The organism is Paraeggerthella sp. Marseille-Q4926 (assembly GCF_916618935.1).
Lineage (GTDB): Bacteria > Actinomycetota > Coriobacteriia > Coriobacteriales > Eggerthellaceae > Paraeggerthella > Paraeggerthella hominis.
Map to the genome: position 1 here is coordinate 361,122 of NZ_CAKAKF010000001.1, position 13,065 is coordinate 374,186.

11 protein-coding genes are annotated in these 13,065 nt (G+C 60.1%); 6 read left to right on the plus strand and 5 right to left on the minus strand.

Going from position 1 to position 13,065, the window contains the following annotated elements:
- Positions 1 to 223 precede the first annotated feature (223 nt).
- Both queA and LG373_RS01490 read right to left on the minus strand, forming a co-directional pair.
- Positions 224 to 1,309 (minus strand): tRNA preQ1(34) S-adenosylmethionine ribosyltransferase-isomerase QueA, encoded by a 1,086-nt coding sequence (gene queA / locus LG373_RS01485; RefSeq protein WP_225748796.1) that lies wholly within the window; start codon positions 1,307 to 1,309, stop codon positions 224 to 226.
- Positions 1,310 to 1,437: 128 nt separating this feature from the next.
- Entirely contained in the window at positions 1,438 to 2,241 is an 804-nt protein-coding gene (locus tag LG373_RS01490) for an epoxyqueuosine reductase QueH (RefSeq protein WP_225748797.1), read from the minus strand.
- Between the two features lie 82 nt (positions 2,242 to 2,323).
- On the opposite strand from LG373_RS01490, the gene LG373_RS01495 reads away from it, so the two are divergent.
- The 3 genes from LG373_RS01495 (at position 2,324) to secD (ending at position 7,686) form a co-directional block, all read left to right on the plus strand.
- Positions 2,324 to 3,193: an HAD family hydrolase gene (locus tag LG373_RS01495; RefSeq protein ID WP_114566758.1), complete on the plus strand. Its 870-nt coding sequence runs from the start codon at positions 2,324 to 2,326 to the stop codon at positions 3,191 to 3,193.
- A gap of 2 nt (positions 3,194 to 3,195) precedes the next feature.
- Positions 3,196 to 4,341 (plus strand): tRNA guanosine(34) transglycosylase Tgt, encoded by a 1,146-nt coding sequence (gene tgt, locus LG373_RS01500; RefSeq protein WP_114566759.1) that lies wholly within the window; start codon positions 3,196 to 3,198, stop codon positions 4,339 to 4,341.
- 669 nt (positions 4,342 to 5,010) lie between these two features.
- Positions 5,011 to 7,686, plus strand: coding sequence for a protein translocase subunit SecD (secD, locus tag LG373_RS01505; protein WP_114566760.1), 2,676 nt, complete (start codon positions 5,011 to 5,013; stop codon positions 7,684 to 7,686).
- A gap of 41 nt (positions 7,687 to 7,727) precedes the next feature.
- Here secD and LG373_RS01510 read toward each other — a convergent pair whose 3' ends face one another.
- Positions 7,728 to 9,158, minus strand: coding sequence for a helix-turn-helix transcriptional regulator (locus tag LG373_RS01510; RefSeq protein WP_225748798.1), 1,431 nt, complete (start codon positions 9,156 to 9,158; stop codon positions 7,728 to 7,730).
- Positions 9,159 to 9,399: 241 nt separating this feature from the next.
- On the opposite strand from LG373_RS01510, the gene LG373_RS01515 reads away from it, so the two are divergent.
- The 3 genes from LG373_RS01515 to LG373_RS01525 all read left to right on the plus strand — a co-directional run bounded on the left by LG373_RS01515 (position 9,400) and on the right by LG373_RS01525 (position 12,125).
- A complete protein-coding gene (locus tag LG373_RS01515; RefSeq protein WP_114566761.1) occupies positions 9,400 to 11,154 on the plus strand; it encodes an FAD-binding protein in 1,755 nt (584 codons plus the stop codon).
- Positions 11,155 to 11,172: 18 nt separating this feature from the next.
- Positions 11,173 to 11,598: a cytochrome c3 family protein gene (locus tag LG373_RS01520; RefSeq protein ID WP_225748799.1), complete on the plus strand. Its 426-nt coding sequence runs from the start codon at positions 11,173 to 11,175 to the stop codon at positions 11,596 to 11,598.
- 203 nt (positions 11,599 to 11,801) lie between these two features.
- Positions 11,802 to 12,125, plus strand: a complete 324-nt coding sequence (locus LG373_RS01525; protein ID WP_114566763.1) for a DUF1292 domain-containing protein — start codon at positions 11,802 to 11,804, stop codon at positions 12,123 to 12,125.
- A 38-nt stretch (positions 12,126 to 12,163) separates the two neighbouring features.
- Here LG373_RS01525 and LG373_RS01530 read toward each other — a convergent pair whose 3' ends face one another.
- Both LG373_RS01530 and LG373_RS01535 read right to left on the minus strand, forming a co-directional pair.
- The gene (locus tag LG373_RS01530) at positions 12,164 to 12,358 is read right to left on the minus strand and encodes a hypothetical protein (protein WP_114566764.1); all 195 of its coding nucleotides are present in this window, start codon (positions 12,356 to 12,358) and stop codon (positions 12,164 to 12,166) included.
- A 274-nt stretch (positions 12,359 to 12,632) separates the two neighbouring features.
- Positions 12,633 to 13,046 carry a pyridoxamine 5'-phosphate oxidase family protein gene (locus LG373_RS01535; RefSeq protein ID WP_114566765.1) on the minus strand — a complete coding sequence of 138 codons (414 nt, stop codon included), beginning with the start codon at positions 13,044 to 13,046 and terminating at the stop codon, positions 12,633 to 12,635.
- Positions 13,047 to 13,065 lie beyond the last annotated feature (19 nt).

Here is a 13,065-nt window from a genome sequence, read left to right on the forward strand (position 1 = left end):
TTCTCGGACTACTACGGGCAAGTGCATGCGCGTTAACGGAACCGCCGTGTACCGAACGGTACGCACGGTGGTGTGAGAGGACGGCGCGTCAACTAATGACGCGCCTCCTACTCGATCGTTTGATCGGACTGGGCGACGTTTGCAGACTGGCGTGCGGCGCCCGAACCGCCAATGGAGGACGGACCGCGTCGCTGGAGCGTGCGGTCCGTCGAACTCGTGCCTGTTATTGGATGAACATAGCGTCGCCGAACGAAAGCAAGCGATAGCGCTCGGCGATGGCGTGTTCGTATGCCGCCATGACGTTTTCGCGCGAGGAGAAGGCGGATACTAACATCATGAGCGTGGATTTCGGTACGTGAAAATTCGTGACCAGGGCGTCTACCACGTGGAACTCGGATCCCGGCAGCAGGTAGAGCGAGGTTGCCTCTCGCTCGCGCGGCGTAACGGCACCGGTCTGCGGGTTCCAGGCGCTTTCCAAGCTGCGGACGCTGGTGGTTCCCACGGCTACGACGCGCCCGCCTTGGCGACGCGTTTCGGCGATAGCCTCTACCGTGCGCTCGGGGATCGTGTAGAATTCGGTATGGATGACGTGTTGCGCAGGGTCGTCCTCGTCGACGGTGCGAAACGTGTCCAGTCCTACTTCGAGTTCGACGGTTTCCCAGCGAACGCCCTGCTCTTTCAGGCGTTTGATGAGCTCCGGCGTGAAATGCAGGCCGGCGGTAGGGGCGGCTGCCGAGCTCTCGCGGCGGGAGTAGACGGTCTGGTACAGCTCTTCGTCTCCGGCGTAGTTCTTGATGTAAGGAGGCAGGGGCGTGTGTCCTACGGCATGCAGCGCCTCGTCAAGGGAAGGCAACGTCGTGGTCAGGCGGGCGAGGCGCTCGCCTTTCTGAGCGCCTTCGGCCCAGTCGACGATTTCTGCGGAAAGCGCGACGTTGCCATCCGGATCAAGGAAGTCGACCACGGCGCCCGTGCCCGGTTTCAAACGCTTTCCCGGGCGCACCAGGACCTCCCAAAGCGCGCTCGCGTTCGTGCGTGGTTCGCGTCCCGTTATCTCGCGCAAAAGGAACACCTCGGCGGCGCCTCCGGTTCCGCGCTTGGCGCCCAGCAGGCGGGCGGGCATGACGCGCGTTTCGTTCGCCACGAGCAAATCGCCCGGTCGCAAGTATTCGGCGATGTCGCGGAAGATGCGGTCTTCCAACGCCCCGGTTGCGCGATCCATGACGAGCATGCGGCATCCGTCGCGTTCGACGGCGGGTTCTTGAGCGATCAGCTCGGGAGGCAGATTGTAGTCGAAATCGGAAGTTTTCATGCGTGCGGTTCCTTCGCGGCGTTCGTGTAGGCGTCGATGCGTGGTTCAGAGCATCTTATTATAGGCGTTGTTCCGGCTTGGCAGTCTGCTTTCGCCAAGGGTTCATGCGGTGCGCTTTTGCGCGCAAGCTACTGCGAGGCGTCCTTTTCCTGCGTGCGCAGCGCCTTCAGGACGGCTCGTTTTCGAGCTTGCTTTTCATCGTAGGCCAGCCGTTCCGCTCGTTTTGCCGTTCTCTCGGCTTCAGCAGCCTCCCGTTCTGCCGCATGCGCTGCGCGATCGGCTTCCCGGGCGGCTTCGCGTGCGGCTTTCCGTTCGGATCGTTCGGCCTCCGCTTCGGCTGCTGAGAAACGACAGCCGCAGTAGTTTTGACGATACATGCCCGCCTCGCGGCTTCTGCGCGTGGCTTCGTCGTAATAGGGACGAAAGTCGCGAAACACCGCGCTTACGCCGAAGCGTGCGGCGGCGCTCGAAAGCTCTTCGTGAATGATCTCGGTGTACTGGTACGGGCTTACGGAAAGCGTCGTGCCGATGCCGTCGAATCCGTGCGCTGCGGCAACAAGCGCGGTTTCCTCGAAACGCAAGCGGTAGCATGCGCGGCAGCGCTCCATGCGGCGGGCGGGGTCGATGGCAAGGGGAAGGGGCCTGGCTCCGTCCGACGAAGCGGCAAGGCGCTCGCGTGCTTCCGAGAGAGCTTCTTCGCCGATCCGTCCAGCCGATGCTTCCCATGCGCACGGCGCGCGAAGACCCTTCATGACCGCGACGTCCTCTTCTTTGGCCCATGCGAGCAGTGCGTCCAAGCGCCGGCTGTATTCTGCATCCGGCGCTATGTTCGAGTTCGCGTAATATATGGTAAGGTCGTGTCCTGCTTCGTGCAGCAAGCGAACGGGCTCGAGCGAACACGGGCCGCAGCAGGCGTGAAGTAGTAGTTTCATCGGGTTTCAGAGCTCCTTCGCAAACGTGGCTTATACTACCACGCTAGGCATTCATCCATCATTTGAGCAAAGGAATTTCGCAATGGCGAACCGTTTTTACCGTGCGATCTGCTTCGATCTTGACGGAACCCTGCTCCCTATGGAGCTTGACGGGTTCATGCAGGCGTACTTTCAGTCGCTTGGCGCGTACGTGGCGCGCTTCGGCGTGGCTCCCCAGGATTTTTCCGCCGGCATGAAGGCCGGTATCAAGGCCATGGCCGCTCATGACGATGCTCGCCCCAACTCCGATGCGTTTTGGGAAGGGTTCCTTGCTTGCGTCGATCGAGGCGCGGCGGATTGGGAAGGGGAGTTGGCGGCGTATTACGATCGCGAGTTCGGTGCGATCGGCAACGGCGTGATTCCCAGCCCTGCAGCGGCGCGCGCGGTGAACGCGCTTGCGGCCAAGGGCTACCCGCTGGCTTTGACTACCATGCCCATGTTTCCCCGCCGCGCGGTGGAATGGCGGTTGGAATGGGCCGGCGTGGATCCCGCCTTGTTCTCGCGCATCACCTCGTTCGAGAACTCGACGTCCGTGAAGCCGAAGCTGGCGTACTACGCCGAGAACCTGGCCGCTCTTGGGGTGTCTGGAAACGATGTGCTTATGGTGGGCAACAACACGAAAGAGGATTTGGCGTTCATGGGCTTGGGGGCCGATGCGTTCTTGGTGACCGATCTGCTGCTCGACCCGATCGGATTCGACGTGAGCTCCGTTCGAAACGGAACGCTCGAGGCGTTCGCCGATTGGGCGGAGTCCTTGCCCGTTTGCGCCGATCCTGCAACGGGGATAGAAGCGGGGCTTGTTTCGATGGCTGCGCGGGATGAAGCGCTTGCCTCGAACGGTTGCCCCGATGCGCTTGCGGCTGACGCGGCCGTTTCTGCGGCGGGCTTTTCGATCAACGGAGTGGAGGGATAGTCGTGTCGCTGTTCGATTGCACGTGCGAAGCGACGAGCGGCCACGCTCGCGCGCTTACGTACGAAACGGCCCATGGATCGTTTCAGACCCCCATGTTCATGCCCGTGGGTACGAGCGCTACAGTGAAGGGCGTCACCGTTGGCCAGCTGAACGATCTGAAATCCCAGGTGGTGCTGGCCAACACGTACCATTTGTCCTTGCGTCCCGGTGCGGACGTGGTGGAAGAGGCTGGCGGCGTGCACGGGTTCTCGCACTACGACGGCCCGATGCTCACCGATTCGGGCGGGTTCCAGGTGTTCAGCTTGGCCGACACGGTGAAGCTTGACGACGACGGCCTGACGTTCCGCTCCATCTACGACGGGTCGAAGGTGCGATGGACGCCCGAGACGAACATGGCCATCCAAGAGCAGCTTGGCGCCGACATCGCGATGCAGCTTGACCAGTGCGCACCGTATCCGGCCGAGAAGGCATTTGTAGCGAAGGCAGTGGACCTGTCGGCCAAGTGGGCGCGTCGCTGCCTGGTGGCGCACCAACGCGCTGACCAGACGCTGTTCGGCATCGTGCAGGGCGGGATGCACTTGGATTTGCGTTTGGACTCCATTCGTCTGCTGCGCGAGATCGAGGACGAAAGCCTGGCGGCTGGCGGCCGTCGCTTCGGGGGCTTCGGGATAGGCGGTTACTCGGTGGGCGAGGACCACGAAGTCATGTTCGAGACGCTAGGCGACGTCGCACGAGCGTGTCCTGAAGATCGACCGCGGTATCTTATGGGCGTGGGAAATCCCACCACGCTCGTGCGCGCCGTGCGCGAAGGCGTGGACATGTTCGATTGCGTGCTGCCCACGCGCACCGCGCGCATGGGCACGGCGTTCTCTAGCACGGGCCGCATGAACATGCGCAATGCGAAGTTCACGCGCGATTTCGGCCCGCTCGATCCCACGTGCACGTGTCCGACCTGCCAGAACCATAGCCGTTCGTATATACGTCATCTGGTCAAGCAGAACGAGATGCTGGGCGGTATCCTGCTGTCCATCCACAACCTGCATTACTTGCTGGATCTCATGCGCCGCGCGCGCGAGGCGGTGCTGGCCGATTCCTACGAGGAATTCTACGGGGAGTGGATGGCAAGCCCGGCGGCGAAAGACTACTGAGTTTCGGCATCGGTCGTTTCCGTTGTTTTGTACGACGCTCGTGCGCTGGCGTTGAACCAGCTGCGCGGTTTGCGTATAATAGGGTCGAGCCGCAGGGAGCTGCTAACTCCCCACGGCTCTCGAATCGCTTCGGCGGTTTGGCTTTTTGTTTAGGGCTCCCTATCCTTTCGGACTGGGAGCTTCTCTATTATTACCGCGACGAGCGCGATAACGCTGGAGATCAGCTCGACGGCCGCCGTAATCAAAGCCAAATCGGTCATGGCGTCCACCTCCTCCCGTTTTTCCCTTCGTCGGGAGCATGGGTGGAAAGGGGCGTGGAGCCTCGCCGCCTGGTGATCCGTCCTTCCATGATAGCGGCTCGGCCTAGCGCGCAGATGGCGTGCGTCCAGCGCGGAGCTCGCGCGCTTCTTCGCGGTTCCGGTGCGGATCTAGCGCGAACCTAGCGCGGATCTAGCACGTTTCCGAAGCGGTTTTATTCGAATTCCGCTCGATTTTTCGACCGACTCTATCGTGGTTCTTCACGTTGCGTTTTCTCGGTTTAACCTTTATCAGGAATAAAAGGCCTCCGGTATCGCTTGCCCTGGTTTTGTGGCACAATAGGGCAGTTATCGTGCGGGGCGATCGAGCCTCGTTCCAGCGTATCTGAGATTACGAACTAGGGAGCGTCACATGGCGGCAGCGCAGAAGGCGAAAAAGAAGCAATCCGGGTCGGTGAACCGGCGCAACGTTTGGTTGCTGGTCGTTACCACGTTGCTGGTTGTCGGCTCGATCTTTATGTTCACGCCGCCCCAGGAAAAAATCAACCAAGGCCTGGACATTCAAGGCGGCCTGTCCGTGGTTCTTACCGCGAAGGGCGCCGACGGCGCTCAAGTAACCGCCGACGAAATGGAGAAGTCGCGCGCCATCATCGAAAGCCGCGTGAACGCTCTCGGCGCGTCCGAGTCGGTGGTGCAGGTACAGGGAACCGACCAGATCCTCGTTCAGATTCCGGGTCTCACGAACACCGAGGATGCGCTCAACACCATCGGCAAGACCGGCAAGTTGGAGTTCGCGCGCCTCGATTCCTTTACGGATGCCGACGTCAAATCGAAAATCGAAAGCGGGCAGTACGGCTCTGAAGGAACTGTGACCGACGCTTTGGGAAACTCCTTCCCCTCGGGTAAAACCGAGCACCTTAAGGTGGCCGAAGGGACGTACACGCCGCTCGTGACCGGCGCCGACATTACGAACGTTTCCGTCGGCAAGCCTTCGGACACGGCAACCGATTACGCGGTCAACATCACGCTCAACTCCCAGGGGGCCCAGGCGTTCGCCGCTGCGACGAAGGAGCTTGCGGCAACGAAGGGCAAGATCGTCATCATCCTTGACGGCGAGGTGCAATCCGCCCCTGCCGTGCAAAGCGAGATTCCCGACGGCAACGTGCAGATCACGGGCGGCTACACCCTTGAGGAAGCCAAATCGATGCAGACCGTGCTCGAAAGCGGCTCCTTGCCGGTGAGCTTCGAATACGCGCAGAGCCAGGTAGTCGGCCCGACGCTCGGGCAGGATGCGCTCCATTCCGGCGTGCTGGTCGCGCTGATCGGCTTGGCCGTGGTCATGCTGTACCTGTTGTTCTTCTATCGGGGCCTGGGATTCATCACGGCGGGTGCCATGGTGGTGTTCGCGGTGCTGTACCTGGGCATTTTGGCAACGCTTTCCCATTTCGGCCTGTTCAGCCTGTCGCTTGCCGGCATTGCGGGCATCGTGCTGACCATCGGCATGGCCGCCGACTCGTCCATTCTTACCATGGAGCGCTTCCGCGAGGAGATTCGCATGGGTCGCAGCGTGCGCGCTGCGTCCATCACCGGCGTGAAGCACGCCATCGTCACGTCCATCGATGCCGACCTGGTTACGCTGGTGTCGGCTCTCTCGCTGTTCTTCCTGGCCAGCGCTTCGGTCAAGGGCTTCGGCTTGACGCTTGCCCTGGGCATCGCGTGCGACATTCTCATGATGCTGCTGTTCAAGGCGCCGCTTATCCGCGTGCTTGCGCCGCGCGTTATCGCGAAGCATCCTGGTTTCTGGGGCATCAAGGACAGCCAGCAGGCGGCGAGCGATTACGCTGCGCTGGCGTCTGCGGAGGGGACGACCGTGGCCGAGGCCGAGATTGGCGAGGCCATCGATCCGGCTGCTTCCGAGAAGGCGGCGGAGCGCGCTGCTGGAGAAGCGGGCGAGGCGGCGGCTGCGAAGGCGCGCAAGCCGCGCGGCAAGTTCATCAAGCATGACGTCAACTTCCTAGGCCACCGCAAGGTGTTCCTTACGGTGGCTACCGTGCTGGTGTGCGCGTCGCTTGCCGTGGTGGGCGTGAAGGGCCTCAACTTCGGTATCGAGTTCGTGGGCGGCACGTCGGTTTCATTCCATAATACCGGGCAGGTGTCTATCGACCAGATGCGCGGCGCCTTCAACGATGCGGGCGAGCCCGATGCCGTTATCCAGACCACCAACGCCGACGGGGACGAAGGCTTCCTGGTGCGCACTACCACCACGAGCGCCGAAGAAGCCACGTCGCGCGCGAATCAGGTTGCCGATAAGCTGGGGCTTTCCACCGACAGCTTCGAGGTGACCACCATCGGGCCGGACTGGGGCGCGAGCGTCATCCAGTCTTCGCTCATCGCGTTCCTCGTTTCCATCGTGCTCATCATCATCTACATCGCCATTCGCTTCGAGTACAAGATGGGCGTGACGGCCATTGTGGCCCTTTTGCATGACCTGGTGCTGGTCATGGGCATTTACGCGCTGGTCGGGCGCGAGGTCAACCCGAACACCATCGCCGCGCTCCTTACCATTCTGGGCTATTCGCTCTACGATACGGTGGTCGTGTTCCACCGCATCAATGACAACATGAAGTCCGACGACGTCAAGTGCACGTTCATGACGATGGCGAACCATTCCATCAATCAGGTGCTCGTGCGTACCGTCAACACGACGCTGACCTCGCTTATTCCGGTGCTGGCCATGCTCTTCTTCGGCGGCGAGACGTTGAAGGACTTCGCATTCGCCATGTCCATCGGCTTGATCTGCGGGTCGTACTCCTCGATTGCCGTGGCGGCCCCGCTGTACGCCATGTGGAAGACGCGCGAGCCGCGCTACGCCAAGCTGGTAAAGAAGTTCGGTCCCGAGGTCGGTCGATACGAGTTCGGCAACCCGAACGCCATGGCGGAAGGCGCCTCGCCCAAGAAGGCTGCGAAGGCCGCAGGCGCCGCTTCCGCTTCGACGGCGAAGGCCGGTTCGAATCACGGTTCGAATGCTGGCAAGACGCAGCACAAGCCGCCCAAGGCGCAGCGCAAGAAGCGCCCCGACAAGAAGTAACGTAAACGGCCCCGGACACCGGGGCCGTTTCCTTGCGGGGCCTAAAGTCCCATCAGTTCGAAGAGCTCTTCTCGGCTATGCACTCCAAGCTTTTTGTATACGTGCCTGATGTGGGATTTCGCAGTTCCGTTTGCGATAGTCATTTCGGTGGCTATTTCGTTGGCGGTCTTTTGCTTCAGGAGCAGTTCGAGCACCTCGTGTTCGCGAGCGCCCAAATTGCATTGGGCGGAAATCTGCGTGATGCGTGCAACCTGCTCGCTTGGCAGATCCCCTTCGTGCCTTGTCCGATCGGGGTCGAACAAGGCGATCAGCTGTTTGGGTATGAACCCATTTCGAATGCACAGAAGCATGGCTGAAAGGACGGCTAGCACCGAGGATAGCACCACGACGTCGTGCGAAAGCGCAGAGCCGAACATCGCCCACGCGGAAACGGCTCTGCCAAGAATGCACCCGCCGAAGTATCCGATCATGAGAAGGGAGAACGTTTGGTATGCGCGGGAATCAAACTTCTCAGTGATGGCGCATAGGAGCACGACTGCGTATGCGAGAAACAGCAGTATGCCAACGAGCGCAAGATCGAATGTGACTACTGGATTGAGATCCAGGAACGAAGCCGACAGGGTTGCGGTCACGATGATGGGCACGGCGATGTTGAGCAGCGATAAGGTGGTGAGCCGCTTGAAGGAGAGCATCAATACGCCTACCAGCAAAAAGGGTATCAATATGGCGATTGCGGAAAACGCGAGGGAAAAGTGTTCGAGTCCGGCGAAGGAGAGCGACACCATGAACGCGTAACTGAACAAAAGCGTGGAGATGGTGATATGGATGGGTGCGTGACCCTGCGACTCCTTCACGAGCTGATCGGGTGGCGCTTTTCGCAAGAGGGCCATGCGCTTTGTAAGTGTGAAAGCGGCTATTCCAAGCAGCGCCACCAGGCTGCATGCAACTCGTGGCGTGTCCATGCCGACGATGAACCACAGGATGATCGATCCGGCGAAGGCGGAGAACATGATGTTCCAAATGACGGTAGCCGCGCTGTTGTGCGCGTATACCCATAGCCAGCACACGGCCATGACGGAAAGGTAAATTCCGAACAGGCCTCCTCCTATTACGGTAACCAGCAAAGGCGATACGCGTACCATTGTTGGAAACAGAGCGAACGCGAGAATGCTGACTAGCACGCATGCGCTCGAGATCCAAATGACGGAAGGCTTTGCAAAGACGGGTCGATCGCTTTTGGAGAGGGCGAGCAGTATGAAGGAAGTAATTGCGCCCAGAAGGCAGGTGACGTCTGAGAACGATAACTCTTCGGGGGAAACGTGCGCGAGCGCGGGGGTGTAGTGCGTGTACGACACCAGGGCGATCATGCACGACGTTCCGACAAACAGCCCGTCCGCGCTCGCTTTCTTTCGCGTGGTCGCTACGGCGCTCCGCACTTTCGCGAAGACGTCTAGGCGTCTTTCGTTTCCCATATGCGTTCCCCTCCCAAAGCTCCCCATCACGACAGTATCCCATAACGCACGATCGCGGTAGAGATAAATCGCTAACCCCTTCAAGGGTTAGCGAGGGTTAGCGGTTCAGGTTAGCAAAATGCCCGCAGTGCTGTGAAGTTACCGATTTCTTAACCTCTCCTTGAACACGTAGGATCGGTTGCGAGCCGATCGCTCGATACAAGGGGTCGGTTAAAGGGATGGATCAAGGAAAGGGGACGTCATGTTGAACAGGGAAAGCATGCGTGGTCAAGGAATGTCTCGTCGCGGATTTCTAACCGGAGCTGCGATGGTCGGAGCTGGGGCAGCATTCGGGCTTGCCGGCTGCAGCGGTGGGGCGTCGGAGTCCGAATCGAAGGCTCCCGCCGATCATGCGAATGCGGCTGCGGCTCCTGAGGCCGGGCAGCCTGCATTCCTCACGCCACCTGACCCCATTGCCGAAAGCGAGATAGCCGAGACGATCGATTGCGATATCGTTATCTGCGGTGCGGGCATCTGCGGGTTGCCTGCCGCTATGCTTGCGGCCGAGAGCGGCGCGAACGTGCATGTGGTGGAAAAAGGAAGCACGTACGGCTTGTTCCGCTTGTGCACTGCCGGCTTCAACTCCGATGTGCAGACGAAGTTGGGGTTGACCACCGATCGCAAGGAGTTCGTCACTTCGACATGGGCCATCACCAATGGAGTGCAGGGCCGGACGTCGGCTTACGGTCTGTGGTTCGATAACTCCGGTCCCTACATCAACTGGCTCGAGAAGATCTTCAACGAGAAGGGCTACCAGCTGATTCCCGCCGCATCGCTCGACTACAAGATCACGAACGACGGCATTGGCATGCCGGGCGCAAGCCCCCTGTGGCAGGCGTTCGCCCAGATGATTTTCTTCGCGCAGAAAGACGGCGGATTCTTCGCTACGGGTGATCCTGTGGACTGGACGGGCGTTATGGAGGCATACGCTTCCGAAAAGGGAGCAACTTTCCATTACAACACTCCTGCCGTTCAGCTTGTCCGAGACAGCGACGGACGGTGCACGGGCGTTATCGCCGAGAACGAGTCGGGCGAGTACGTGAAGTACAACGCTTCGAAGGGCGTGCTGCTGGCTACGGGCGATATGGCGGCTGACCGGGAAATGATGGCGCATTACAACGTGTCGCTGAAAAAGATCGTTCGCTACAACATCAATACCAACGACACGGGCGACGGCCAGAAGATGGGCATGTGGATCGGGGCGGACATGGACGAATTCGCTTGCGGCGATCTGTGGCCGTTTGCAGCTGTCATGATGGACGGGACGCTGCCCACTACGTTCGACGGCACCCATTTCTACGCAGGCGTTGCCAACTTGCCTGTGCTCATGGTCGATGGAGCCGGCCGACGCCTCATGGCTGAGAATCTGCCGTTCCAGTCGCCCTCCATTCCCAAGCTGACGTGTACGCCGGATGGCTGCGCGTGGAGCATTTGGGATAGCGCTTGGAAAGAGAAGTTTCCTGAGGGTGGCTACATGGTGGAGGACTATACCGCCTCGAACACCCAAGAAGAAGTGGATAAGAACGTTGCGAACGGCATTACGTTCAAGTTCGACACCATCGAAGAGTTGGCCGAGCATTGCGGATTCGACAAGGACATCTTCATGGCCACGTTCGCGCGCTACAACGAGCTGTGCGCAGCTGGCGAAGATCTTGACTTTTACAAGGACCCGCTGTGGATGAATCCCATTGACACGCCGCCGTACTACGCCTCGAAGCATTGTTCGTCGATGACTTCGACGCGTGGCGGACTCAAGAACGACGAGCGGCAGCGCGTTCTCGACAAGAAGGGCATGCCTATTCCGGGTTTGTACGTTGCCGGCAACACCGCCGGATCGTTCTACGGCAACGTGTATCCTCCCAACGTGATGGGCTCTGGCATCGGACATGGCCAGTGCTTTGCGTGGTTGGCCGTCAAGGATATTCTGGGCCTCGATTACATTCATGCAAACATCTAGGAAGAGAAGGTGCTGAACGTGAAAAAAGGGAAGCTGATGAAGGTTTTGGCGCCCGTGATGCTTGCTGCTTCTCTGGCGGTGGCATTAGGGGGATGCGCGCCGAAGGCAGGCGACGATCAGGGCGCTGCGGAGGCGACGTATCCGACGGGTTCATTGAAAGCCGTGCATGTGGAAGGCCAGCTGGACGGAGTCGAATCGTTCGACAACAAGGTGTGCTTGAGCTGCCATACGCGCGACACCATCAACGCGGCGAACGAGAACTACCAGGGTATCGAAGGGTTCAATCCTCATAAAGCGCACTTGGCTGCCGGGGATTGCGTCACATGTCATTCGGTGGACGGCACGTCGACGATGACCTGCAACGAATGCCATGATGCTCCGTTGCCCGAAGGATGGCAAAGCGCCGAGCGCGGGTCAGGCCCGTTGCATAGCTTGACGAAGTAACAACCCCTTGTTGCACGGACGTCCCCTTCCCTCCCTGGGCGTTCGATGCAAAGGAAGGTCCCCTGGCAGGGGACCTTCCTTTGCGGTGTGCCGCCCGTCCAGCCGTCTGGCGCTTGTCTGTCGTTGCCGGCTCGAACGCGCGCGGTGCAAGGTGCTTGTGGTACCCTAGCGCCAATGAACATGCGAGGAGCAAGGAGTCCGCGATGCGTGAAGGAAGCGCCCCTAACTTTTGTCCGCCGGTGGAGGAGGGCATCGCCATCGTGCTCGAAGACGAGACTGGCGAGCAGACGGAGCTGGAGTTTCTGGGTCTGATTCTGCACGAAGGCCGAAGCTACGGGTTCTTTTTCCCGATCAGCGAGGACGAGCCGGCCGGCTCGTCGGGCGAGGTTGTTTTGCTGGAAGTGACGGAACTCGACGAAGAAGGCCAGCCCGCGGCTTTCGAGCTTGTCGAGGACGAGGCGGTAGCCTCCGAGGTATACGAGGACTTCAGGGCGGCGACGAAGGACCTGTACGATTTTGCAGATTAAAGTAAAAACGGCGCGGGGAGCAATCCCCGTGCCGTCGTTTAGCGTCCGAGCAGATCCCATCCTTGCGGTGGTTTGATGCGGTCGGATTGCGCGATGGCCGCAAGATACATCACTTCGTGGTGGATGGCTTTTTCAAGACGGCAGACTTCCTCTTCCGTGTTTGCAAGCTCGAAGATCTTCGAAGCGCTGCCCTTGATGGCTTCCATGAGCGCATCGTAGTCGTTTACATCCATGGTTCTCAACCTCTTGCTCTAACGGGGGAGCGGGGCTTTTTATACTCTGACCTCGCAACACTCAATTCTATTGACGGGTCGTGAACTACAGTGTACGACTTTCGTTTCACCCAGCGCTAGCCTTCCTTCGGCGTACGGAATACTTCACTAAAAACGCAAGGAGGGCCACAGCTCCGGCATATTCGCGTAGCAAGCGCGAAAGCGGCGCAGCGTGGCGGGTGGACCTCCGGTCGTCGCCGCGCGTGCTGCACCGCTTTCGTTTGCGTTGCCGAGTTTAGAACTCGACGGGATTCCAGCTGCCGTCGATGTCGCACACCCATGCTTCGGGGTTCGTGACGGTGAAGAACGTGAGCGTCTCGTCTTCGGGTCCATCGTAGCTTTCGCCGAGTCCGGTCATGTGCTCGAACCCGGCACGGCGCACCTCGCTGTTCGCGCGGTCTTCCAAATCGGCTTGCCCGCGCATGATGACCCAGCCGCTCCCCGGCTTCCAAGCGCTCAGCTCGAACTTCGGATTGGCCTTCAGTTCTCGGTACACGTCTTTGGTGGTTGCGGTGCAGAACCAAATGCGGCCGTCCTGGATGGCGGCGAAGCTGAAGGGCCGCACGTGCGGCTGGTCGCCGTCGCACGTGGCCAGATACCAGGCGGGCACGCTCGTTAGGTAGTCGGCGATGGTTTCGTTTCCGTTCATGGGGCGTTCCTCTCTTCAG

Coding starts and splice junctions, on each gene's coding strand:
- queA (WP_225748796.1), bottom strand. CDS start 1,309: ATGAAAACTTCCGATTTCGACTACAATCTGCCTCCCGAGCTGATCGCT.
- LG373_RS01490 (WP_225748797.1), bottom strand. CDS start 2,241: ATGAAACTACTACTTCACGCCTGCTGCGGCCCGTGTTCGCTCGAGCCC.
- LG373_RS01495 (WP_114566758.1), top strand. CDS start 2,324: ATGGCGAACCGTTTTTACCGTGCGATCTGCTTCGATCTTGACGGAACC.
- secD (WP_114566760.1), top strand. CDS start 5,011: ATGGCGGCAGCGCAGAAGGCGAAAAAGAAGCAATCCGGGTCGGTGAAC.
- LG373_RS01510 (WP_225748798.1), bottom strand. CDS start 9,158: ATGGGAAACGAAAGACGCCTAGACGTCTTCGCGAAAGTGCGGAGCGCC.
- LG373_RS01515 (WP_114566761.1), top strand. CDS start 9,400: ATGTTGAACAGGGAAAGCATGCGTGGTCAAGGAATGTCTCGTCGCGGA.
- LG373_RS01525 (WP_114566763.1), top strand. CDS start 11,802: ATGCGTGAAGGAAGCGCCCCTAACTTTTGTCCGCCGGTGGAGGAGGGC.
- LG373_RS01530 (WP_114566764.1), bottom strand. CDS start 12,358: ATGGATGTAAACGACTACGATGCGCTCATGGAAGCCATCAAGGGCAGC.
- LG373_RS01535 (WP_114566765.1), bottom strand. CDS start 13,046: ATGAACGGAAACGAAACCATCGCCGACTACCTAACGAGCGTGCCCGCC.